Source organism: Pseudomonas sp. 1L-B-1-E-C1 (assembly GCF_057291835.1).
In genome coordinates this window covers 276,598-296,208 of the sequence record NZ_JBXAWN010000010.1, presented here as the reverse complement: position 1 = coordinate 296,208, position 19,611 = coordinate 276,598, and the positions used below count along the sequence as shown (strand labels likewise).

Genomic DNA, 19,611 nt, shown 5'->3' with positions numbered 1-19,611 from the left:
ACCGGTGTTGAGATGTTCCGCAAACTGCTCGACGAAGGTCGTGCTGGCGAGAACTGCGGCGTTCTGCTGCGTGGTACCAAGCGTGACGACGTTGAACGTGGCCAGGTTCTGGTCAAGCCAGGTTCGGTCAAGCCGCACACCAAGTTCACCGCAGAAGTTTACGTTCTGAGCAAGGAAGAAGGCGGCCGTCACACTCCGTTCTTCAAAGGCTACCGTCCACAGTTCTACTTCCGTACTACTGACGTGACTGGTAACTGCGAGCTGCCAGAAGGCGTTGAAATGGTAATGCCAGGTGACAACATTCAGATGACTGTTACCCTGATCAAAACCATCGCGATGGAAGACGGTCTGCGTTTCGCTATCCGTGAAGGCGGTCGTACCGTCGGCGCTGGCGTCGTAGCCAAAATCATCGAGTAAGACTTTTAAAGTCAGCTTGATGGATTGAAAAAGCCCCCGCTCAGCGGGGGCTTTTTTATTGGGTTGACACCTATCGGGGGCGTCTATAGAATTGCGCCTCCTTTTAACGGGCGTATTGCGCCCGGTGGGAATAGCAGCCGGAGTCTGAAATCCAATGCAAAATCAGCAAATCCGTATCAGGTTGAAGGCTTTTGACCATCGCCTGATCGACCAATCAACCCAGGAAATCGTGGAAACCGCGAAACGTACTGGTGCTCAAGTGCGTGGTCCAATTCCACTGCCTACCCGTAAAGAGCGGTTCACCGTTCTGGTTTCTCCGCACGTCAACAAAGACGCGCGTGACCAGTACGAGATCCGCACTCATAAGCGTGTTCTGGACATCGTCCAGCCAACGGATAAAACCGTTGACGCGCTGATGAAGCTTGATCTTGCGGCCGGTGTGGAAGTGCAGATCAGCCTCGGCTAAGACTCGGTCTTGGTCGTGTAACGCTCTGAAATGGGCGGCCATAGCGGGTGAAAGCCCCGTACACTCATGAGGTTTACAACATGACTATTGGTGTAGTCGGTCGTAAATGCGGTATGACCCGTATTTTCACCGAAGAAGGTGTCTCCATTCCGGTCACGGTCATTGAGATCGAGCCGAATCGCGTCACCCAGTTCAAAACTGAAGAGACCGATGGCTATCGTGCAGTGCAAGTCACTGTCGGCGAGCGTCGCGCTTCGCGTGTAACAGCAGCTCAGGCTGGCCACTTCGCTAAAGCGAACGTTGCCGCTGGTCGCACCACCATGGAATTCCGTCTTGAAGAAGGCGAGTACCAGGCTGGCGATCTGATCAACGCTGAAATCTTCGCCGCTGGTCAACTGGTTGATGTAACCGGTCAGTCCAAGGGTAAAGGCTTCCAGGGTACGATCAAGCGTTGGAATTTCCGCGGGCAAGATAACACCCACGGCAACTCCGTATCCCACCGCGTCCCAGGCTCTATCGGCCAGTGCCAGACTCCTGGTCGTGTATTCAAGGGCAAAAAAATGTCCGGTCATATGGGCGCTGAGCGCGTGACCGTGCAGTCCCTGGAAGTAGTGCGCGTGGACGCTGAACGCAATCTGTTGTTGGTCAAGGGTGCTGTTCCTGGCGCTACTGGCGGCAATCTGGTTGTACGTCCAGCAGCCAAGGCTCGCGGTTAAGGGGAAGCTGACATGCAATTAAATGTAAATGACGCTCAAGCGATCGAAGTTTCCGAACTGACATTTGGCGGCGAATTCAACGAGACGCTGGTTCACCAAGCAGTCGTGGCCTACATGGCCGGCGGCCGTCAAGGTAGCAAGCAGCAGAAGACCCGTTCCGACGTTCGTGGTGGCGGCAAGCGCCCATGGCGTCAGAAAGGTACTGGCCGTGCTCGTGCCGGTACTATCCGTAGCCCAATCTGGCGTGGCGGCGGTACCACTTTCGCAGCTCGTCCACAGGATCACTCCCAGAAGCTGAACAAGAAGATGTATCGCGCAGCAATGCGTTCCATCCTTGCTGAGCTGGTGCGTACTGATCGTCTGGTCGTGGTTCAGGATTTCGCTGTTGAAACTCCGAAAACCAAAGATCTGCTGGGCAAACTGAACAACATGAGCCTGACCGACGTTCTGATCGTGTCGGACGCTGTTGATCAGAACCTGTACCTGGCTGCTCGCAACCTGCCGCACGTAGATGTACGTGACGTGCAAGGTTCCGATCCAGTTAGTCTGATCGCATACGACAAGGTGTTGATCACCGTGTCGGCCGTGAAGAAATTCGAGGAGCTGCTGGGATGAACCAGGAACGCGTATTTAAAGTTCTGCTTGGCCCGCACGTTTCCGAGAAGGCTACGGTTCTGGCAGACAAGAAAGGCCAGTTCGTTTTCAAGGTTGCTACCGATGCAACCAAGCTGGAAATCAAGAAGGCCGTCGAAAGCCTGTTCAGCGTGAAAGTAGAGCGCGTCACTACCCTGAACGTTCTGGGTAAGAGCAAGCGCACTGCTCGCGGTCTGGGCAAGCGTAATGACTGGAAGAAGGCAGTTATCTCCCTTCAGCCAGGCCAAGATCTCGATTTCAGCAGCAGTGCTGAGTAAGGAAGGGGTGCATCATGGCAATCGTTAAATGCAAACCGACTTCCCCTGGCCGCCGTTTTGTGGTCAAGGTGGTCAACCAGGAGCTGCATAAAGGCGCTCCTCACGCACCGCTGCTCGAGAAAAAATCGAAGTCTGGTGGTCGTAACAACAATGGCCGTATTACCACTCGTCACATCGGTGGTGGTCATAAGCAGCATTATCGTATGGTCGATTTCCGTCGCAACGACAAAGATGGCATCGTCGCCACTGTCGAGCGCATCGAATACGATCCAAACCGTACTGCTCACATCGCACTGCTCTGCTACGCAGACGGCGAGCGCCGCTACATCATCGCCCCTAAAGGCGTGAGTGCTGGCGACCAGCTGATCGCGGGCGCTCTGGCTCCAATCAAGCCAGGCAACGCTCTGCAACTGCGCAACATTCCAGTCGGTTCTACCGTACACGGCATCGAATTGAAGCCAGGTAAAGGTGCACAGATCGCTCGTTCCGCTGGTGCTTCGGCTCAGTTGATCGCTCGTGAAGGTGTCTACGTGACCCTGCGTCTGCGTTCCGGTGAAATGCGTAAAGTCCTGGCTGAATGCCGTGCGACCCTGGGTGAAGTCTCGAACTCCGAGCACAGCCTGCGTTCGCTGGGTAAAGCTGGTGCCAAACGCTGGCGTGGCGTTCGCCCAACCGTTCGTGGTGTTGCCATGAACCCGGTTGACCACCCACATGGTGGTGGTGAAGGTCGTACCTCTGGTGGTCGTCATCCGGTATCGCCATGGGGCTTCCCGACTAAGGGCGCGAAGACTCGTGGTAATAAGCGTACCGACAAAATGATCGTCCGTCGTCGCAAGTAAATAGAGGGATACGACAGTGCCACGTTCTCTGAAAAAAGGTCCTTTTATTGATCTTCACCTACTGAAGAAGATCGAAGTGGCGGCGGAAAAGAACGATCGCAAACCAATTAAAACCTGGTCGCGTCGTTCGATGATCCTGCCACAAATGGTCGGTCTGACCATCGCAGTACACAACGGTCGTCAGCACGTCCCAGTTCTCGTTAACGAAGACATGGTCGGCCACAAACTGGGCGAGTTCGCCGGTACCCGCAACTATCGCGGGCACGTGGCTGACAAGAAAGCCAAGCGTTAAGGGGTAAGGAAATGGAAGTAGCCGCTAAGTTGTCGGGCGCTCGAATCTCCGCCCAGAAAGCCCGCTTGGTCGCCGACCAGATCCGCGGGAAGAAGGTGGGCGAAGCGCTCAACCTGTTGGCTTTCAGCAGTAAGAAAGCCGCCGAGATCATGAAGAAAGTGCTGGAGTCGGCCGTAGCCAACGCCGAGCATAACGAAGGCGCAGACGTTGATGACCTGAAGGTCAGCACCGTTTTCGTCAACGAAGGGCGTTCGCTGAAGCGCATCATGCCACGTGCCAAAGGTCGTGCTGATCGCATCGTCAAGCGGTCTTGCCATATCACTGTCAAGGTTGCTGACAAGTAACGGAGTCGAAGAGATGGGTCAGAAAGTACATCCCATTGGCATTCGCCTGGGAATCGTCAAGGAGCACACCTCCGTCTGGTACGCAGACGGTCGGACTTATGCGGACTACTTGTTCGCAGATCTGAAAGTGCGTGAGTATCTCCAAGACAAACTAAAAAGCGCGTCCGTAAGCCGTATCGATATCCATCGTCCGGCCCAAACTGCACGCATCACCATCCACACCGCTCGTCCAGGTATCGTTATCGGGAAGAAAGGTGAAGATGTTGAGAAACTGCGTCAGGACCTGACCAAGCAAATGGGTGTGCCTGTGCACATCAATATCGAAGAGATCCGCAAGCCGGAGCTCGACGGTATGCTGGTTGCGCAGAGCGTAGCTCAGCAGCTGGAGCGTCGTGTAATGTTCCGTCGCGCTATGAAGCGCGCTGTACAGAACGCCATGCGCATTGGTGCCAAAGGCATCAAAATCCAAGTGAGCGGTCGTCTCGGCGGTGCTGAAATCGCACGTACTGAATGGTATCGCGAAGGTCGTGTGCCACTGCACACCCTGCGTGCCGACATCGACTATGCCAACTACGAAGCTCACACCACATACGGTGTGATCGGTGTAAAGGTTTGGATCTTCAAAGGCGAAGTAATTGGTGGTCGCCAAGAAGAGCTGAAGCCACAAGCACCAGCGCCTCGTAAAAAAGCTGCTAAGTAAGGGGTACGCCAAATGTTGCAACCAAAGCGTACGAAGTTCCGCAAGCAGATGACCGGCCACAACCGTGGTCTGGCACTGCGCGGTAGCAAAGTCAGCTTCGGCGAGTTCGCGCTGAAGTCTGTTGCTCGTGGTCGTCTCACCGCTCGTCAGATCGAGTCAGCGCGTCGTGCTCTGACCCGTCACGTAAAACGTGGCGGCAAGATCTGGATCCGTGTATTCCCGGACAAGCCGATCTCCAAGAAACCTCTCGAGGTTCGTATGGGTAAAGGTAAGGGTAACGTGGAGTACTGGGTTGCCCAGATTCAGCCAGGCAAAGTCCTGTATGAAATCGAGGGTGTTTCTGAAGAGCTGGCGCGTGAGGCTTTCGCCCTGGCTGCTGCAAAGCTGCCGCTCGCCACCTCCTTTGTTAAACGGACGGTGATGTGATGAAAGCGAATGAACTTCGTGAAAAATCCGCACAGCAGCTGAACGAGCAACTGCTCGGCTTGCTGCGCGACCAGTTCAATCTGCGCATGCAGAAAGCAACTGGCCAGTTGGGGCAGTCTCATCTGCTCTCGCAAGTTAAGCGTGACATCGCTCGCGTGAAGACTGTGCTCAACCAGCAGGCAGGTAAGTGATCATGGCTGAAGCCGAAAAAACTGTCCGTACGCTGACTGGCCGTGTTGTCAGCGACAAGATGGACAAAACCATCACCGTTCTGATCGAGCGTCGCGTAAAGCACCCGATCTACGGTAAATACGTTAAGCGTTCGACTAAGCTGCACGCGCACGACGAAACCAATCAGTGCCACATCGGCGACAAAGTCACTATTCGTGAAACTCGTCCGATGGCCAAGACCAAGTCTTGGGCACTGGTTGATGTTCTCGAACGCGCTGTGGAAGTCTAAGGGCTAGGGGTCGGAGAAATTATATGATTCAGACTCAATCCATGCTCGATGTGGCCGATAACAGCGGCGCTCGCCGTGTTATGTGCATCAAGGTGCTGGGTGGCTCCCATCGTCGTTACGCTGGTATCGGTGACATCATCAAAGTTACCGTGAAGGAAGCAATTCCTCGCGGTAAGGTGAAAAAAGGCCAAGTGATGACTGCTGTTGTAGTCCGCACTCGTCACGGCGTACGTCGTGCTGATGGCTCCATTATCCGCTTTGATGGCAACGCTGCTGTTCTTCTGAACAACAAGCAAGAGCCGATCGGCACCCGTATCTTTGGGCCAGTGACCCGTGAACTTCGTACTGAGAAGTTCATGAAGATCGTCTCGCTCGCCCCAGAAGTGCTGTAAGGAGATCCGACATGCAAAAGATTCGTCGTGACGACGAGATCATCGTGATCGCCGGCAAAGACAAAGGTAAGCGCGGTAAGGTGCTGAAGGTTCTTGCTGACAACCGTCTGGTTGTCGGTGGTCTGAACCTGGTCAAGCGTCATACCAAGCCTAACCCGATGTCGGGCGTACAGGGCGGTATCGTCGAGAAAGAAGCGCCACTGCACGCTTCCAACGTCGCCATCTTCAACGGCGAAACCAACAAGGCTGACCGCGTTGGTTTCAAAGTAGAAGACGGTAAGAAAATTCGTGTCTTCAAGTCGACCCAAAAAGCGGTTGATGCTTGAACACTGCTAGGTAGAAGACCATGGCACGACTAAAAGAGATTTACCGGAAGGAAATCGCTCCGAAACTTAAGGAAGAACTTAAGCTTTCGAACGTGATGGAAGTTCCGCGCGTTACCAAAATCACCCTGAACATGGGTCTGGGCGAAGCGATCGGCGACAAAAAAGTCATCGAGCACGCTGTTGCTGACCTGGAAAAGATCACCGGCCAGAAAGTCGTTGTGACCTACGCTCGTAAATCCATCGCTGGCTTCAAAGTCCGCGAAGGATGGCCGATCGGCGTCAAAGTGACCCTGCGCCGTGAGCGTATGTACGAATTCCTGGATCGTCTGCTGTCGATCTCCCTGCCTCGGGTTCGCGACTTCCGCGGCCTGAATGCCAAGTCCTTCGATGGTCGTGGTAACTACAGCATGGGCGTGAAAGAGCAGATCATCTTCCCGGAAATCGACTACGACAAGATCGATGCTCTCCGCGGTCTGGACATTACCCTGACCACCACTGCCAAGAACGATGATGAAGGCCGCGCTCTGCTGCGTGCTTTCAAATTCCCGTTCCGCAACTGATTGGAGTAGGAAAATGGCCAAGAAGAGCATGAAAAACCGTGAGCTGAAGCGTCAGCTCACCGTTGCCAAGTACGCCACCAAGCGTGCAGCGCTGAAAGCTATCATCGTCGACCTGAACGCAAGTCCAGAAGCACGTTGGGAAGCTACAGTAGCTCTGCAGAAGCAACCACGTGACGCAAGCGCTTCGCGCATGCGTAACCGTTGCCGCCTGACTGGTCGTCCGCACGGCGTGTACCGCAAGTTCGGCCTCGGCCGTAACATGCTGCGTCAAGCTGCAATGCGTGGTGACGTACCAGGTCTGGTTAAAGCCAGCTGGTAACAGTTGTCAAAGTCTCGATGATCGGGTTCGCAAGAACCTGACCATCGGTGGCCTTGAATCTGAATCAAGCCCCTTTTGGGGCTTGATTCATTTCTGGGGTGTGTCTAGAATGACCGGCTCGCCTGAGCCCGTGTTTTTCTGCCCGGAAGTTCTCGGCGACAAGTAGTAGCCGCAAGGCTAATTTTTCTGTATTAGGAGCGTCTAGCCCATGAGTATGCAGGACCCGTTAGCGGACATGCTAACTCGAATCCGTAATGCCCAGATGGCTGAAAAGTCTGTCGTAAGCATGCCGTCTTCCACGTTGAAGGCTGCTGTAGCAAAAGTCCTGAAGGACGAAGGTTACATCGCGGATTTTCAGATCACCACCGACGCCAAGCCGTCGCTGTCCATCTCGCTGAAGTATTTCGAAGGCCGTCCGGTTATCGAAGAAGTGAAGCGCGTTAGTCGTCCAGGCCTGCGTCAGTACAAGTCCGTTGAAGATCTGCCGAAAGTTCGTGGCGGTCTTGGCGTGTCTATCGTCTCCACCAACAAAGGTGTGATGACGGATCGTGCTGCGCGCGCTGCCGGTGTCGGCGGCGAAGTTCTTTGCACTGTGTTCTAAGGGGGGATAAGCATGTCTCGCGTCGCTAAGAACCCCGTTAAGCTGCCAGCCGGTGTCGAAGTCAAATTCGCAGGCCAACAGCTTTCGGTGAAGGGTGCCAAGGGCACTCTTGAACTGAACATCCATTCGTCCGTTGAGATCGTTGAAGAAGCTGGTGAGCTGCGTTTCGCTGCTCGCAATGGCGATCAACAAACTCGCGCAATGGCCGGTACCACGCGTGCGTTGGTAAACAACATGGTCCAGGGCGTAAGCCAAGGCTTCGAGCGCAAGCTCCAGCTGGTCGGTGTTGGTTACAAGGCGCAAGCAAAAGGTCAGGTTCTGAACCTGGCTCTTGGCTTCTCGCACCCAGTGGATTACGAACTGCCGGAAGGCATCACCGCTGAGACTCCTAGCCAGACCGATATCCTGATCAAGGGCATCGACAAGCAGCTGGTAGGTCAAGTGGCCGCCGAGATCCGCGACTTCCGTCCACCAGAGCCGTACAAAGGCAAAGGTGTGCGCTACGCGGACGAAGTCGTCCGTCGTAAAGAAGCCAAGAAGAAGTAGGGCATAGCAAATGACCGACAAAAAAGTTACTCGACTGCGTCGCGCTCGCAAAGCACGCCTGAAAATGCACGAACTCGAAGTCGTGCGTCTCTGCGTGTTCCGCTCGTCGCAGCACATCTACGCCCAGGTCATCTCGGCCGACGGCAACAAAGTCCTGGCAAGTGCCTCGACTTTGGATAAAGAACTGCGTGATGGTGCCACTGGCAACATCGACGCGGCCACAAAGGTTGGCCAGCTGGTCGCTACGCGTGCTAAGGCCGCTGGCGTATCGCAAGTGGCTTTCGACCGCTCTGGCTTCAAGTACCACGGCCGCGTTAAAGCGCTGGCTGATGCTGCTCGTGAAGCTGGGCTGGAGTTCTAAGTTATGTCAAATAACGACCAAAAGCGCGACGAAGGCTACATCGAGAAGCTGGTTCAAGTTAACCGCGTAGCCAAAACCGTTAAAGGCGGCCGTATCTTCACGTTCACCGCGTTGACCGTGGTTGGTGATGGTAAAGGGCGTGTTGGCTTCGGCCGTGGCAAGTCGCGTGAAGTGCCTGCTGCGATCCAGAAGGCAATGGAAGCTGCTCGCCGCAACATGATTCAAGTTGACCTGAACGGCACCACTCTGCAGTACGCAATGAAGTCCGCTCACGGCGCTTCGAAGGTATACATGCAGCCTGCTTCTGAAGGTACCGGTATCATCGCTGGCGGCGCTATGCGTGCTGTCCTCGAAGTTGCTGGCGTTCAGAACGTTCTGGCCAAGTGCTACGGCTCGACTAACCCGGTAAACGTGGTTCACGCCACTTTCAAGGGTCTGAAGGCTATGCAATCTCCTGAGTCCATCGCTCTCAAGCGTGGCCTGCGTGTTGAGGAGATCAAGTAATCATGGCTACCGTTAAAGTTACGCTGATCAAAAGCATGACCGGCCGCATCCCTAACCACAAATTGTGCGTTAAGGGTCTGGGGCTGCGTCGCATCGGTCACACTGTAGAAGTCCAGGATACTCCCGAGAATCGCGGGATGATCAACAAGGCTTACTACATGCTGCGTGTCGAGGGTTAATCGATGAAACTCAATGATCTGAGTCCAGCGCCGGGTTCCCGTCGCGAAAAGCATCGTCCGGGCCGTGGTATCGGTAGTGGTTTGGGCAAGACTGGTGGCCGTGGTCACAAAGGTCAAACCTCCCGCTCCGGTGGCACCATTGCTCCAGGCTTTGAAGGCGGTCAACAGCCGCTGCATCGTCGCCTGCCGAAGTTCGGTTTCGTTTCCCTGAAGGCTATGGATCGCGCAGAAGTGCGTCTGTCCGAGCTGGCTAAAGTGGAAGGCGATATCGTCACCGTGCAGTCCCTGAAAGATGCCAACGTGATTAACGTCAACGTACAGCGTGTGAAAATCATGCTGTCCGGTGAAGTGACTCGCGCTGTCACTATCGGCAAGGGAATCGGCGCCACCAAAGGTGCGCGTGCGGCTATCGAAGCAGCTGGCGGCAAGTTCGAGGAATAAATGGCTAAGCAAGGTGCTCTCTCTGCGCTCGGCAAAGGCGGTATGTCTGAACTCTGGGCTCGTCTGCGTTTTCTGTTCCTGGCGATTATCGTCTACCGAATAGGCGCACACATCCCGGTTCCAGGTATCAACCCGGACCGACTCGCAGACCTGTTTCGACAGAATGAGGGGACCATTCTTAGCTTGTTCAACATGTTCTCCGGCGGCGCGCTGGAACGGATGAGCATCTTTGCACTGGGGATCATGCCGTACATTTCGGCATCGATCATCATGCAACTGATGACCGCCGTCAGCCCGCAGCTGGAGCAGTTGAAGAAGGAAGGTGAAGCTGGCCGTCGCAAGATCAGCCAGTACACCCGCTACGGCACCGTCGTCCTAGCTCTCGTTCAGGCTATTGGCATGTCCATTGGCCTGGCGGGGCAGGGCGTTGCGTTCACTGGTGACTTTGGCTTCCATTTCGTCGCGGTAACCACTTTTGTGGCTGGTGCGATGTTCATGATGTGGCTGGGTGAGCAGATTACTGAGCGTGGTGTAGGCAACGGTATCTCGATGTTGATCTTTTCGGGTATCGTCGCCGGTCTTCCGAGAGCAATCGGGCAGTCTTTCGAGTCTGCGCGTCAGGGTGATATCAACATCTTCGCCCTGGTTGCCATCGGTTTGCTGGCAGTAGCGATTATCGGTTTCGTGGTGTTCATTGAGCGTGGCCAGCGTCGTATCGCTGTTCACTACGCCAAGCGTCAGCAGGGCCGCAAGGTTTTTGCTGCGCAGACAAGCCACTTGCCGCTGAAGGTGAACATGGCCGGTGTTATTCCGGCTATTTTCGCGAGCAGCATTTTGCTGTTCCCGGCTTCGTTGGGTGCCTGGTTCGGTCAGTCTGAAGGTATGGGCTGGTTGCAGGACATCTCGCAGTCGATCGCTCCTGGTCAGCCGTTGAATATTCTGCTGTTTAGTGCAGGGATTATTTTCTTCTGCTTCTTCTATACGGCGTTGATGTTCAATCCGAAAGACGTAGCGGAAAACCTGAAGAAGTCCGGTGCCTTTATTCCGGGCATCCGTCCAGGTGAGCAGTCTGCGCGCTATATCGATGGCGTTCTGACCCGCTTGACCATGTTCGGTGCTCTTTACATGACGGCCGTGTGCCTGTTGCCCCAGTTCCTGGTGGTTGCAGCAAACGTTCCGTTCTACCTTGGCGGGACCTCGTTGCTGATCGTGGTCGTGGTTGTGATGGACTTCATGTCCCAAGTACAATCGCACCTCGTTTCGCACCAGTACGAATCCCTGATGAAGAAAGCCAACCTGAAGGGTTACGGCAGCGGCATGTTGCGCTGAGTACCCATAAGGTTCGAGGAGTTGGTGATGAAAGTTCGTGCATCGGTGAAAAAGCTGTGCCGTAACTGCAAGATTATTCGCCGCGAAGGTGTTGTTCGAGTAATTTGCAGCGCGGAACCGCGTCACAAACAGCGCCAAGGCTGAGTGTGATTGTGCTTCAAGCCCGGTAGCTAGTGCGCTACCGGGTTGATTATTTGTTATTACAGCGATATTATCTCGCGCCCTATTTCTTGGCTTCCGGGGCGTAGGTAGCTGTCAATTGGAGTCCCACTGAATGGCCCGTATTGCAGGCGTTAACATTCCAGATAACAAGCATACTGTTATCTCGCTGACCTACATCTATGGTGTTGGTCGCACTACTGCACAGAAGATCTGTGCAGTGACTGGGGTAAACCCAGCAGCAAAGATCAAAGATCTGAGCGACGAGCAGATTGAACAGCTGCGTGGCGAAGTGGCGAAGTTCACCACTGAAGGTGACCTGCGTCGCGAAATCAACATGAAAATCAAGCGCTTGATGGACCTCGGTTGCTATCGCGGTCTGCGTCATCGTCGTGGTCTGCCAGTACGCGGTCAGCGTACCAAGACCAACGCGCGTACCCGTAAAGGTCCGCGTAAGCCGATCCGCAAGTAATCGCCCCAGCGAATCGACAGGAATTTAATCATGGCAAAACCTGCTGCTCGTCCTCGTAAAAAAGTTAAAAAGACAGTGGTTGATGGCATCGCCCACATCCATGCATCTTTTAACAACACCATCGTGACCATTACCGACCGTCAAGGTAACGCTCTTTCCTGGGCTACCTCCGGTGGTTCGGGTTTCCGCGGTTCCCGCAAGTCCACCCCGTTCGCTGCTCAAGTAGCTGCTGAGCGTGCTGGTCAAGCTGCGCTGGAATACGGCCTGAAAAACCTCGACGTCAACGTCAAGGGTCCAGGTCCAGGTCGTGAATCCGCAGTCCGCGCTTTGAACGGCTGTGGCTACAAGATCGCCAGCATCACCGACGTGACGCCAATCCCGCACAACGGGTGCCGTCCGCCGAAGAAGCGCCGCGTGTAATCCAGGAGATTGTAAAGAATGGCTCGTTACATTGGTCCAAAATGCAAACTCGCTCGTCGCGAAGGCACCGATCTCTTCCTGAAGAGCGGCGTGCGCGCGATCGAATCGAAGTGCAACATTGAAGCAGCACCTGGTATCCACGGCCAACGCCGCGGTCGCCAGTCCGACTACGGCACCCAACTGCGTGAAAAGCAGAAGGTCCGTCGTATCTACGGCGTTCTCGAGCGTCAGTTCAGCGGCTACTACAAAGAAGCTGCTGGCAAGAAAGGTGCAACCGGTGAAAACCTGCTGCAACTTCTCGAATGCCGTCTGGACAACGTTGTATACCGTATGGGCTTTGGTTCGACTCGTGCCGAATCCCGTCAGCTGGTATCGCACAAGTCGATCAGCGTCAACGGTCAGACCGTAAACGTTCCGTCGTATCAGGTTCGTGCTGGTGACGTGGTTGCAGTTCGCGAGAAAGCAAAAAACCAACTTCGCATTGTCCAAGCTCTCGATCTGTGTGCCCAACGTGGCCGCGTAGAATGGGTAGAAGTAGACACTGAGAAGAAGTCGGGCGTTTTCAAGAACGTTCCTGCTCGCAGTGATCTGTCCGCCGACATCAACGAAAGCCTGATTGTCGAGCTCTACTCCAAGTAAGGGCTAGAAAATAGGTGCATCCATGCAGATTTCGGTAAATGAGTTCCTGACACCCCGCCACATTGATGTGCAGGTTGTCAGTCCAACCCGCGCCAAGATCACTCTCGAGCCTCTCGAGCGTGGTTTTGGCCACACCCTGGGCAACGCGCTGCGCCGCATCCTGTTGTCCTCAATGCCCGGCTGCGCAGTAGTCGAGGCCGAGATTGACGGTGTGCTCCACGAGTACAGCGCCATCGAAGGTGTACAGGAAGACGTAATTGAAATCCTGTTGAACCTTAAAGGTCTGGCCATCAAGCTGCACGGTCGTGACGAAGTTACGCTGACCTTGTCGAAGAAGGGTTCGGGGGTGGTTACCGCTGCCGATATTCAGCTGGATCATGATGTCGAGATCGTTAATCCCGATCACGTAATCGCTAACCTGGCGTCTAACGGCGCCCTGAACATGAAGCTCACCGTAGCTCGTGGTCGTGGTTATGAACCAGCCGACTCGCGTCAGAGCGATGAAGACGAAAGCCGCAGCATCGGTCGCTTGCAGCTCGATTCTTCGTTCAGCCCGGTTCGCCGTATCGCTTACGTGGTGGAAAACGCCCGTGTCGAGCAGCGTACCAACCTGGACAAGCTGGTTATTGATCTGGAAACCAACGGTACTCTGGATCCTGAAGAGGCTATCCGTCGCGCTGCAACCATCCTGCAACAGCAGCTGGCTGCGTTCGTCGACCTCAAAGGTGAAAGTGAGCCGCTGGTTGTCGAGCAGGAAGACGAGATCGATCCGATCCTGCTTCGCCCGGTTGACGATCTGGAACTGACTGTACGTTCGGCTAACTGCCTTAAGGCGGAAAACATCTACTACATCGGTGACCTGATTCAGCGTACCGAAGTAGAGCTGTTGAAGACTCCGAACCTGGGCAAGAAATCCTTGACTGAAATCAAGGACGTTCTGGCCTCCCGCGGTCTGTCCCTCGGCATGCGCCTCGACAACTGGCCGCCTGCAAGTCTTAAGAAGGACGACAAGGCGACTGCCTGATCGTCGTAATCACCGAACGTAGTGTTTGGTAAGGAATGAACCATGCGTCATCGTAAAAGTGGTCGTCACCTGAGCCGCACCAGCTCGCACCGCAAGGCCATGTTCCAAAACATGGCGGTGTCGCTGTTCGAGCACGAGCTGATCAAAACTACTCTGCCAAAAGCCAAAGAACTGCGCCGCGTTGCCGAGCCGCTGATCACTCTGGCCAAGACAGACAGCCTGGCTAACCGCCGTCTGGCTTTCGACCGTACTCGTTCGAAAGCTATCGTTGGTAAGCTCTTCAACGACCTGGGCAAGCGTTACGCTACCCGTGAGGGTGGCTACCTGCGCATCCTCAAGTGCGGTTTCCGCGCTGGCGACAACGCGCCTATGGCGTACGTCGAGTTGGTTGATCGTGCTACTGCTGGCGAAGCTGTATCCGCCGAGTAAGACGTCAGTCTGAAACAAAGAACCGGGCCTAGTGCCCGGTTTTTTGTGCCCGTAAGAAATGCGCCGTCCGTACAAGTTTCTAACAGGGTCGAACTGCCACTATGTGCCGGGAAAACATAATTAGTAAATATCTATCGATGCCTGCAAGTTAATGAATTTGTAGCGATACCGTCGATGATCAATACTTCCCGCCAAGCCCATTAGCCGGCAGTTCAAAGACTGACAGAGGAAGAAGACCGCATGAGCCAGACCAAGACGCTTACAACCGCCAGTGGCGCGCCAGTCGCTGACAACCAGAATTCCCGCTCCGCCGGCCCACGCGGTCCGCTGCTGCTCGACGATTTCCATCTGCTCGAAAAGCTCGCGCACTTCAACCGTGAAAACATTCCTGAACGCCGTGTCCACGCCAAAGGCTCAGGCGCCTACGGTACGTTCACCGTCACCCGTGACATCACCGAATATACCAGCGCAAAACTGTTCGAATCGGTAGGTAAACAAACGCCAACCTTCCTGCGGTTTTCCACCGTAGGTGGCGAGCGTGGTTCGGCCGACACCGAACGCGATCCTCGCGGTTTTGCCTTGAAGTTCTACACCGAGGAAGGCAACTGGGACATCGTTGGCAACAACACGCCAGTGTTCTTCATCCGCGATCCGCTGAAGTTTCCTGACTTCATTCACACGCAGAAGCGCCTGCCGCAAAGCAACCTGAAAAGTGCGCAGATGATGTGGGATTTCTGGTCGCATTCGCCCGAAGCGCTGCACCAGGTCACCATTCTGTTTTCTGATCGCGGCATTCCGGACGGCTACCGTCACATGCACGGCTTCGGTAGCCACACTTACAGCCTGATCAACGCCAAAGGCGAGCGTCATTGGGTCAAGTGGCATTACAAGACCCAGCAAGGCATCAAAAACCTTGCGCCAGCCGCGGCCGCCCGTTTGGCTGGTACCGACCCGGATTACGCCCAGCGTGACCTGTTCGAGGCCATCGAGCGCGGTGATTTCCCGAAATGGCGCGTGTGCATTCAGATCATGACTGAAGCTCAGGCGGCGGCTCATTACGAGAATCCGTTCGACGTGACCAAAACCTGGTCGCAGAAAGAGTTTCCGCTGATCGAAGTCGGTGAGCTGGAGTTGAACCGCAACCCGCTGAACTACTTTGCCGAAGTTGAACAGGCTGCGTTCGGCCCGAGCAATATGGTGCCCGGCGTGGGTCTGTCCCCGGACCGCATGCTGCAAGGCCGCGTATTCGCCTACGCTGACGCGCACCGCTACCGCGTTGGCACCAACCACCAGCAATTGCCGGTGAATGCTCCACGCAGTCCGGTGAACACTTATCAGCGTGACGGCTCCATGGCGTTCGGCAGCAATGGTGGTGCGGCGCCGAACTATGAACCGAACAGCTACATCGAGTCGCCGAAACAAGCGCCACATTACGCCGAGCCAGCGTTGGCCTTGAGCGGTGCCGCAGATCGCTACGATCACCGCGAAGACACCGACTACTACAGCCACGCCGGTGCGTTGTTCCGCTTGATGAGCGACGAGCAGAGAGCACTGCTGGTGAGCAACATTGCCGGTGCAATGGCGGGTGTTTCGAGCGACGTGGTCGATCGCCAGTTGCAGCATTTCTACCAAGCCGATCCGGCGTATGGAGAAGCAATCGCAAAGCTGCTCAACGTACAGCTTAACGAAGTCTAAACGAGAAGCAGAACCGCCCTCATTTGGGCGGTTTTTGCGTTATTTGGCCTGCTTTTCTCAGAATATCTTCGCTTTTATTGCGCGAAGCGGGTGACCTTACGGTCAGGTTGGTTCAAACTACAGACTTTCAGGAAGGGAGATGTAGGGCGATGCAAGGCCACCCAGATGTAATCGATTACCTCAATACGTTGCTGACCGGCGAACTGGCCGCGCGTGACCAATATTTCGTTCATTCGCGGATGTATGAGGACTGGGGGTTCACCAAGCTCTACGAGCGCATCAACCACGAGATGGAAGAAGAAGCCGGCCACGCCGATGCATTGATGCGGCGGATCCTGATGCTCGAAGGCACGCCGCGCATGCGTCCGGATGATCTGGATGTCGGCACTACGGTGCCGGAGATGCTCGAAGCCGATCTGCGCCTCGAATACAAAGTCCGCGCTGCCCTGTGCAAGGGTATCGAACTCTGCGAGCAGCATCAGGATTATGTCAGCCGCGAGATTCTGCGGGTTCAGCTCAACGACACCGAAGAAGACCACACCTACTGGCTGGAAAAGCAGTTGGGGCTGATCAAACTGATCGGTCTTGAGAACTACCTGCAATCCCACGCGTCCTGATTGCAATGGCTACAAAAAAGCCCCTGTCACTTCAACGGTGACAGGGGCTTTTTCATGCCGGGCGGTTAAGCCCGGTCGCGGATCAGCAACGGCTTGAGGTAATGGCCGGTGTGAGATTGCTTCATCTCGGCGACTTCCTCCGGTGTACCGGTTGCAATGATCTGACCGCCCTTGGAACCGCCCTCTGGACCGAGGTCCACCAGCCAGTCAGCGGTCTTGATCACATCGAGGTTGTGCTCGATCACTACCACTGTGTTGCCGTGGTCGCGCAGGCGATGCAGAACGTCGAGCAACTGCTGGATATCCGCAAAGTGCAGACCGGTAGTCGGCTCATCGAGGATATACAGGGTCTTGCCGGTATCGCGCTTGGACAGCTCGCGCGACAACTTGACCCGCTGTGCTTCACCGCCGGACAGGGTTGTCGCCGACTGCCCGAGTTTGATGTACGACAGGCCGACATCCATCAGCGTCTGCAGCTTGCGCGCCAGCGCTGGCACTGCATCGAAGAACTCCCGGGCTTCCTCAATGGTCATTTCAAGGGTTTCGTGGATGCTCTTGCCCTTGTATTTGATTTCAAGGGTTTCGCGGTTATAACGCTTGCTCTTGCATACATCGCAAGGCACGTAGATATCCGGCAGGAAGTGCATTTCCACCTTGATCAGGCCATCGCCCTGACACGCCTCGCAGCGACCGCCCTTGACGTTGAACGAGAACCGTCCAGGGCCGTAACCACGGGAGCGCGACTCGGGCACGCCGGCGAACAGTTCGCGGATCGGCGTGAACAGGCCGGTATAGGTCGCCGGGTTGGAACGCGGCGTACGACCGATCGGGCTCTGGTCGATATCGACGACTTTGTCGAGATGCTCCAGACCTCTGATGCTGTCGTGTGCCGCCGCTTCCAGCGTGGTCGCGCCATTCAGTGCGGTGGCACTCAGCGGGAACAGCGTGTTGTTGATCAGTGTCGATTTGCCCGAACCGGATACGCCGGTCACGCAGGTCAGCAGGCCGATCGGGATGTCCAGATCGACATTGCGCAGGTTGTTACCGCGCGCACCTTTGAGCGACAGGTTGAGCTTCTTGTTGCGTGGCGTGCGTTTGGCCGGCACTTCGATCTTCACCCGGCCGGACAGGTATTTGCCGGTGAGCGAATCCGGGTGCGCCATGACTTCGTCCGGCGTGCCTTCGGCGACGATCCGCCCGCCGTGCACACCCGCGCCCGGGCCGATATCGACAACATAGTCAGCCAGGCGAATCGCGTCCTCATCGTGCTCGACCACAATCACCGTGTTGCCGATATCGCGCAAATGCTTGAGCGTGCCCAGCAGCCGGTCGTTGTCACGCTGATGCAGGCCAATGGACGGCTCATCGAGAATGTATAGAACGCCAACCAGTCCGGCGCCGATCTGGCTGGCGAGACGGATCCGCTGCGCCTCGCCACCGGAAAGTGTGTCGGCGCTGCGATCCAGCGACAGATAGTCGAGGCCGACGTTGACCAGGAACTGCAGACGCTCGCGGATTTCCTTGAGGATCTTGTCGGCGATCTCTCCGCGCCGCCCGGTCATCTTCAGTGCAGCGAAATATTCGCAGGCATCGCCGATCGGCAGATTGGTCACTGCCGGCAAGGTTTTCTCACCGACCCACACGTGCCGCGCTTCACGGCGCAGACGCGTGCCTCGGCAATCCGGGCAGGCCTGATGGCTGAGGAACTTGGCCAGCTCTTCGCGCACGCTCGCCGATTCGGTTTCGCGATAGCGACGCTCAAGATTCGGCACGATGCCCTCGAAAGGGTGCGAGCGTTTGACGATGTCGCCACGGTCGTTCAGGTACTTGAAGTCGACGTTCTGCGAGCCGCTGCCGTGCAGGATGAACTTCTGCTGCTCGGCGCTCAGGTCGTTGAAAGGCTTGTCCAGGCTGAACTTGTAATGCGAGGCGAGTGAGCCAAGCATCTGGAAGTAATAGACGTTGCGCCGGTCCCAGCCGCGTATCGCGCCCTCGGCCAGGGTCAGCTCGCCGTTGACCAGACGCTTGATGTCGAAGAACTGCTTCACGCCCAGGCCATCGCAGGTCGGGCAGGCGCCGGCCGGGTTGTTGAAGGAAAACAGCTTGGGTTCCAGCTCGCTGATCGCGTGGCCGCAGATCGGGCAGGCGAAGCGTGCGGAGAAGATCATTTCTTCGCCCGGCTCGTCGTCCATCGGCGCCACCAGGGCAATGCCATCAGCCAGTTTCAGCGCGGTCTCGAAGGACTCGGCCAGACGTTGCTGCAGATCGGCGCGAACCTTGAAGCGATCGACGATCACGTCAATCGAATGCTTCTTCTGTTTATCCAGCTTCGGCAGCTCGTCGAGTTCGCAAATGCGCCCGTTGACCCGGGCGCGGACGAAACCTTGCGCACGCAATTCTTCGAAGACCGACAGGTGTTCGCCCTTGCGCTCGCGGATCACCGGTGCCAGCAGCATGAGTTTGCTGCCTTCCGGCTGCGCCAGCACCAGATCGACCATCTGGCTGACGGTCTGCGCTTCCAGCGGAATGTCGTGATCCGGGCAACGCGGCGTACCCACGCGGGCATAGAGCAAGCGCAGGTAGTCGTAGATTTCGGTGATGGTGCCGACCGTGGAGCGCGGGTTGTGCGAGGTCGACTTCTGTTCGATGGAGATCGCCGGCGACAGGCCTTCGATGGTGTCGACGTCGGGTTTTTCCATCATCGACAGGAACTGCCTGGCGTAAGCCGACAGCGATTCGACATAGCGGCGCTGACCTTCGGCATACAGCGTGTCGAACGCCAGGGATGACTTGCCGGATCCGGACAGGCCGGTGATGACGATCAGTTTGTCCCGTGGCAGGGTCAGGTCGATGTTCTTCAGGTTGTGGGTACGGGCCCCACGTATCAGGATCTTGTCCAAAGTGGCCTCGCTCGGCGGGCGTCGAAAACGTAGGAGTATACGGGCAAATACTGGATGGATGCACACTATCCAACGAAGGGCGTTCTGCCGTTCATGAAGAGAGTTTCATCTATACGCGTCATAGCGT

32 protein-coding genes are annotated in these 19,611 nt (G+C 55.9%); 31 read left to right on the top strand and 1 reads right to left on the bottom strand.

Annotation, left to right across the window (positions count from 1 at the left end; genetic code table 11):
• From AC0Z4S_RS19295 to bfr, 31 genes are all read left to right on the top strand, one after another.
• Nucleotides 1–417: EF-Tu C-terminal domain-related protein (locus AC0Z4S_RS19295; protein WP_485624204.1), on the top strand; the 417-nt coding region annotated here is incomplete at its 5' end.
• A 154-nt stretch (nt 418–571) separates the two neighbouring features.
• A complete protein-coding gene (gene rpsJ / locus AC0Z4S_RS19290) occupies nt 572–883 on the top strand; it encodes a 30S ribosomal protein S10 (RefSeq protein ID WP_003186070.1) in 312 nt (103 codons plus the stop codon).
• 80 nt (nt 884–963) lie between these two features.
• Nucleotides 964–1,599 (top strand): 50S ribosomal protein L3, encoded by a 636-nt coding sequence (gene rplC, locus AC0Z4S_RS19285; protein WP_003228738.1) that lies wholly within the window; start codon nt 964–966, stop codon nt 1,597–1,599.
• A 12-nt stretch (nt 1,600–1,611) separates the two neighbouring features.
• Nucleotides 1,612–2,214 carry a 50S ribosomal protein L4 gene (gene rplD, locus AC0Z4S_RS19280; RefSeq protein WP_003228735.1) on the top strand — a complete coding sequence of 201 codons (603 nt, stop codon included), beginning with the start codon at nt 1,612–1,614 and terminating at the stop codon, nt 2,212–2,214.
• A complete protein-coding gene (gene rplW / locus AC0Z4S_RS19275; RefSeq protein ID WP_002555488.1) occupies nt 2,211–2,510 on the top strand; it encodes a 50S ribosomal protein L23 in 300 nt (99 codons plus the stop codon). The genes rplD and rplW overlap by 4 nt, the downstream gene beginning before the upstream one ends.
• Nucleotides 2,511–2,524: 14 nt before the next feature.
• Complete coding sequence (gene rplB / locus AC0Z4S_RS19270) at nt 2,525–3,349, top strand: 50S ribosomal protein L2 (protein WP_016772943.1); 825 nt, start codon at nt 2,525–2,527, stop codon at nt 3,347–3,349.
• Nucleotides 3,350–3,365: 16 nt separating this feature from the next.
• Nucleotides 3,366–3,641 (top strand): 30S ribosomal protein S19, encoded by a 276-nt coding sequence (gene rpsS / locus AC0Z4S_RS19265; RefSeq protein WP_011336172.1) that lies wholly within the window; start codon nt 3,366–3,368, stop codon nt 3,639–3,641.
• Nucleotides 3,642–3,652: 11 nt separating this feature from the next.
• Nucleotides 3,653–3,985 (top strand): 50S ribosomal protein L22, encoded by a 333-nt coding sequence (rplV, locus tag AC0Z4S_RS19260; protein ID WP_003103908.1) that lies wholly within the window; start codon nt 3,653–3,655, stop codon nt 3,983–3,985.
• Between the two features lie 13 nt (nt 3,986–3,998).
• The gene (rpsC, locus tag AC0Z4S_RS19255) at nt 3,999–4,685 is read left to right on the top strand and encodes a 30S ribosomal protein S3 (RefSeq protein WP_003176422.1); all 687 of its coding nucleotides are present in this window, start codon (nt 3,999–4,001) and stop codon (nt 4,683–4,685) included.
• A gap of 12 nt (nt 4,686–4,697) precedes the next feature.
• Nucleotides 4,698–5,111, top strand: a complete 414-nt coding sequence (gene rplP, locus AC0Z4S_RS19250; RefSeq protein WP_003228729.1) for a 50S ribosomal protein L16 — start codon at nt 4,698–4,700, stop codon at nt 5,109–5,111.
• The gene (rpmC, locus tag AC0Z4S_RS19245; protein WP_002555481.1) at nt 5,111–5,302 is read left to right on the top strand and encodes a 50S ribosomal protein L29; all 192 of its coding nucleotides are present in this window, start codon (nt 5,111–5,113) and stop codon (nt 5,300–5,302) included. The genes rplP and rpmC overlap by 1 nt, the downstream gene beginning before the upstream one ends.
• 2 nt (nt 5,303–5,304) lie before the next feature.
• Entirely contained in the window at nt 5,305–5,571 is a 267-nt protein-coding gene (rpsQ, locus tag AC0Z4S_RS19240) for a 30S ribosomal protein S17 (protein ID WP_003194644.1), read from the top strand.
• Between the two features lie 23 nt (nt 5,572–5,594).
• Nucleotides 5,595–5,963: a 50S ribosomal protein L14 gene (rplN, locus tag AC0Z4S_RS19235; RefSeq protein ID WP_002555479.1), complete on the top strand. Its 369-nt coding sequence runs from the start codon at nt 5,595–5,597 to the stop codon at nt 5,961–5,963.
• A gap of 11 nt (nt 5,964–5,974) precedes the next feature.
• The gene (gene rplX, locus AC0Z4S_RS19230; protein WP_003186046.1) at nt 5,975–6,289 is read left to right on the top strand and encodes a 50S ribosomal protein L24; all 315 of its coding nucleotides are present in this window, start codon (nt 5,975–5,977) and stop codon (nt 6,287–6,289) included.
• A gap of 20 nt (nt 6,290–6,309) precedes the next feature.
• Nucleotides 6,310–6,849, top strand: coding sequence for a 50S ribosomal protein L5 (rplE, locus tag AC0Z4S_RS19225; RefSeq protein WP_003210069.1), 540 nt, complete (start codon nt 6,310–6,312; stop codon nt 6,847–6,849).
• A gap of 13 nt (nt 6,850–6,862) precedes the next feature.
• Complete coding sequence (rpsN, locus tag AC0Z4S_RS19220; RefSeq protein ID WP_003186042.1) at nt 6,863–7,168, top strand: 30S ribosomal protein S14; 306 nt, start codon at nt 6,863–6,865, stop codon at nt 7,166–7,168.
• Between the two features lie 208 nt (nt 7,169–7,376).
• On the top strand, nt 7,377–7,769 hold the full coding sequence (rpsH, locus tag AC0Z4S_RS19215; protein WP_016772944.1) for a 30S ribosomal protein S8: 393 nt from the start codon (nt 7,377–7,379) through the stop codon (nt 7,767–7,769).
• A gap of 12 nt (nt 7,770–7,781) precedes the next feature.
• Nucleotides 7,782–8,315 (top strand): 50S ribosomal protein L6, encoded by a 534-nt coding sequence (gene rplF, locus AC0Z4S_RS19210; protein ID WP_003228722.1) that lies wholly within the window; start codon nt 7,782–7,784, stop codon nt 8,313–8,315.
• 10 nt (nt 8,316–8,325) lie between these two features.
• Nucleotides 8,326–8,676 (top strand): 50S ribosomal protein L18, encoded by a 351-nt coding sequence (gene rplR / locus AC0Z4S_RS19205; protein ID WP_003186037.1) that lies wholly within the window; start codon nt 8,326–8,328, stop codon nt 8,674–8,676.
• Between the two features lie 3 nt (nt 8,677–8,679).
• The gene (rpsE, locus tag AC0Z4S_RS19200; RefSeq protein WP_471878818.1) at nt 8,680–9,180 is read left to right on the top strand and encodes a 30S ribosomal protein S5; all 501 of its coding nucleotides are present in this window, start codon (nt 8,680–8,682) and stop codon (nt 9,178–9,180) included.
• Between the two features lie 2 nt (nt 9,181–9,182).
• Nucleotides 9,183–9,359 carry a 50S ribosomal protein L30 gene (gene rpmD, locus AC0Z4S_RS19195; RefSeq protein WP_003176408.1) on the top strand — a complete coding sequence of 59 codons (177 nt, stop codon included), beginning with the start codon at nt 9,183–9,185 and terminating at the stop codon, nt 9,357–9,359.
• Nucleotides 9,360–9,362: 3 nt separating this feature from the next.
• Nucleotides 9,363–9,800: a 50S ribosomal protein L15 gene (gene rplO / locus AC0Z4S_RS19190; RefSeq protein ID WP_003228720.1), complete on the top strand. Its 438-nt coding sequence runs from the start codon at nt 9,363–9,365 to the stop codon at nt 9,798–9,800.
• Nucleotides 9,801–11,129 carry a preprotein translocase subunit SecY gene (secY, locus tag AC0Z4S_RS19185; RefSeq protein WP_042610655.1) on the top strand — a complete coding sequence of 443 codons (1,329 nt, stop codon included), beginning with the start codon at nt 9,801–9,803 and terminating at the stop codon, nt 11,127–11,129.
• A gap of 27 nt (nt 11,130–11,156) precedes the next feature.
• Nucleotides 11,157–11,273 (top strand): 50S ribosomal protein L36, encoded by a 117-nt coding sequence (rpmJ, locus tag AC0Z4S_RS19180; protein ID WP_002555468.1) that lies wholly within the window; start codon nt 11,157–11,159, stop codon nt 11,271–11,273.
• A 130-nt stretch (nt 11,274–11,403) separates the two neighbouring features.
• A complete protein-coding gene (rpsM, locus tag AC0Z4S_RS19175) occupies nt 11,404–11,760 on the top strand; it encodes a 30S ribosomal protein S13 (RefSeq protein WP_003186020.1) in 357 nt (118 codons plus the stop codon).
• Nucleotides 11,761–11,790: 30 nt separating this feature from the next.
• Nucleotides 11,791–12,180 carry a 30S ribosomal protein S11 gene (gene rpsK, locus AC0Z4S_RS19170; protein WP_002555466.1) on the top strand — a complete coding sequence of 130 codons (390 nt, stop codon included), beginning with the start codon at nt 11,791–11,793 and terminating at the stop codon, nt 12,178–12,180.
• A gap of 18 nt (nt 12,181–12,198) precedes the next feature.
• On the top strand, nt 12,199–12,819 hold the full coding sequence (gene rpsD, locus AC0Z4S_RS19165) for a 30S ribosomal protein S4 (protein WP_003176404.1): 621 nt from the start codon (nt 12,199–12,201) through the stop codon (nt 12,817–12,819).
• 22 nt (nt 12,820–12,841) lie between these two features.
• Nucleotides 12,842–13,843: a DNA-directed RNA polymerase subunit alpha gene (locus AC0Z4S_RS19160; RefSeq protein ID WP_016772946.1), complete on the top strand. Its 1,002-nt coding sequence runs from the start codon at nt 12,842–12,844 to the stop codon at nt 13,841–13,843.
• Nucleotides 13,844–13,885: 42 nt separating this feature from the next.
• Complete coding sequence (rplQ, locus tag AC0Z4S_RS19155) at nt 13,886–14,272, top strand: 50S ribosomal protein L17 (RefSeq protein ID WP_003176402.1); 387 nt, start codon at nt 13,886–13,888, stop codon at nt 14,270–14,272.
• A 240-nt stretch (nt 14,273–14,512) separates the two neighbouring features.
• Nucleotides 14,513–15,967 carry a catalase gene (locus tag AC0Z4S_RS19150; RefSeq protein ID WP_485624200.1) on the top strand — a complete coding sequence of 485 codons (1,455 nt, stop codon included), beginning with the start codon at nt 14,513–14,515 and terminating at the stop codon, nt 15,965–15,967.
• A 149-nt stretch (nt 15,968–16,116) separates the two neighbouring features.
• Entirely contained in the window at nt 16,117–16,584 is a 468-nt protein-coding gene (gene bfr / locus AC0Z4S_RS19145; RefSeq protein WP_042610653.1) for a bacterioferritin, read from the top strand.
• 65 nt (nt 16,585–16,649) lie between these two features.
• On the opposite strand, the gene uvrA is transcribed toward bfr, so the two are convergent.
• Nucleotides 16,650–19,484 carry an excinuclease ABC subunit UvrA gene (uvrA, locus tag AC0Z4S_RS19140; RefSeq protein WP_485624198.1) on the bottom strand — a complete coding sequence of 945 codons (2,835 nt, stop codon included), beginning with the start codon at nt 19,482–19,484 and terminating at the stop codon, nt 16,650–16,652.
• Nucleotides 19,485–19,611: the final 127 nt, after the last annotated feature.

Excerpts from the sequence above, each read along its gene's own strand:
- rpsJ (WP_003186070.1), top strand. The coding sequence starts at position 572 with ATGCAAAATCAGCAAATCCGTATCAGGTTGAAGGCTTTTGACCATCGC.
- rplC (WP_003228738.1), top strand. The coding sequence starts at position 964 with ATGACTATTGGTGTAGTCGGTCGTAAATGCGGTATGACCCGTATTTTC.
- rplD (WP_003228735.1), top strand. The coding sequence starts at position 1,612 with ATGCAATTAAATGTAAATGACGCTCAAGCGATCGAAGTTTCCGAACTG.
- rplW (WP_002555488.1), top strand. The coding sequence starts at position 2,211 with ATGAACCAGGAACGCGTATTTAAAGTTCTGCTTGGCCCGCACGTTTCC.
- rplB (WP_016772943.1), top strand. The coding sequence starts at position 2,525 with ATGGCAATCGTTAAATGCAAACCGACTTCCCCTGGCCGCCGTTTTGTG.
- rplV (WP_003103908.1), top strand. The coding sequence starts at position 3,653 with ATGGAAGTAGCCGCTAAGTTGTCGGGCGCTCGAATCTCCGCCCAGAAA.
- rpsC (WP_003176422.1), top strand. The coding sequence starts at position 3,999 with ATGGGTCAGAAAGTACATCCCATTGGCATTCGCCTGGGAATCGTCAAG.
- rplP (WP_003228729.1), top strand. The coding sequence starts at position 4,698 with ATGTTGCAACCAAAGCGTACGAAGTTCCGCAAGCAGATGACCGGCCAC.
- rpmC (WP_002555481.1), top strand. The coding sequence starts at position 5,111 with ATGAAAGCGAATGAACTTCGTGAAAAATCCGCACAGCAGCTGAACGAG.
- rpsQ (WP_003194644.1), top strand. The coding sequence starts at position 5,305 with ATGGCTGAAGCCGAAAAAACTGTCCGTACGCTGACTGGCCGTGTTGTC.
- rplN (WP_002555479.1), top strand. The coding sequence starts at position 5,595 with ATGATTCAGACTCAATCCATGCTCGATGTGGCCGATAACAGCGGCGCT.
- rplX (WP_003186046.1), top strand. The coding sequence starts at position 5,975 with ATGCAAAAGATTCGTCGTGACGACGAGATCATCGTGATCGCCGGCAAA.
- rplE (WP_003210069.1), top strand. The coding sequence starts at position 6,310 with ATGGCACGACTAAAAGAGATTTACCGGAAGGAAATCGCTCCGAAACTT.
- rpsN (WP_003186042.1), top strand. The coding sequence starts at position 6,863 with ATGGCCAAGAAGAGCATGAAAAACCGTGAGCTGAAGCGTCAGCTCACC.
- rpsH (WP_016772944.1), top strand. The coding sequence starts at position 7,377 with ATGAGTATGCAGGACCCGTTAGCGGACATGCTAACTCGAATCCGTAAT.
- rplF (WP_003228722.1), top strand. The coding sequence starts at position 7,782 with ATGTCTCGCGTCGCTAAGAACCCCGTTAAGCTGCCAGCCGGTGTCGAA.
- rplR (WP_003186037.1), top strand. The coding sequence starts at position 8,326 with ATGACCGACAAAAAAGTTACTCGACTGCGTCGCGCTCGCAAAGCACGC.
- rpsE (WP_471878818.1), top strand. The coding sequence starts at position 8,680 with ATGTCAAATAACGACCAAAAGCGCGACGAAGGCTACATCGAGAAGCTG.
- rpmD (WP_003176408.1), top strand. The coding sequence starts at position 9,183 with ATGGCTACCGTTAAAGTTACGCTGATCAAAAGCATGACCGGCCGCATC.
- rplO (WP_003228720.1), top strand. The coding sequence starts at position 9,363 with ATGAAACTCAATGATCTGAGTCCAGCGCCGGGTTCCCGTCGCGAAAAG.
- secY (WP_042610655.1), top strand. The coding sequence starts at position 9,801 with ATGGCTAAGCAAGGTGCTCTCTCTGCGCTCGGCAAAGGCGGTATGTCT.
- rpmJ (WP_002555468.1), top strand. The coding sequence starts at position 11,157 with ATGAAAGTTCGTGCATCGGTGAAAAAGCTGTGCCGTAACTGCAAGATT.
- rpsM (WP_003186020.1), top strand. The coding sequence starts at position 11,404 with ATGGCCCGTATTGCAGGCGTTAACATTCCAGATAACAAGCATACTGTT.
- rpsK (WP_002555466.1), top strand. The coding sequence starts at position 11,791 with ATGGCAAAACCTGCTGCTCGTCCTCGTAAAAAAGTTAAAAAGACAGTG.
- rpsD (WP_003176404.1), top strand. The coding sequence starts at position 12,199 with ATGGCTCGTTACATTGGTCCAAAATGCAAACTCGCTCGTCGCGAAGGC.
- AC0Z4S_RS19160 (WP_016772946.1), top strand. The coding sequence starts at position 12,842 with ATGCAGATTTCGGTAAATGAGTTCCTGACACCCCGCCACATTGATGTG.
- rplQ (WP_003176402.1), top strand. The coding sequence starts at position 13,886 with ATGCGTCATCGTAAAAGTGGTCGTCACCTGAGCCGCACCAGCTCGCAC.
- AC0Z4S_RS19150 (WP_485624200.1), top strand. The coding sequence starts at position 14,513 with ATGAGCCAGACCAAGACGCTTACAACCGCCAGTGGCGCGCCAGTCGCT.
- bfr (WP_042610653.1), top strand. The coding sequence starts at position 16,117 with ATGCAAGGCCACCCAGATGTAATCGATTACCTCAATACGTTGCTGACC.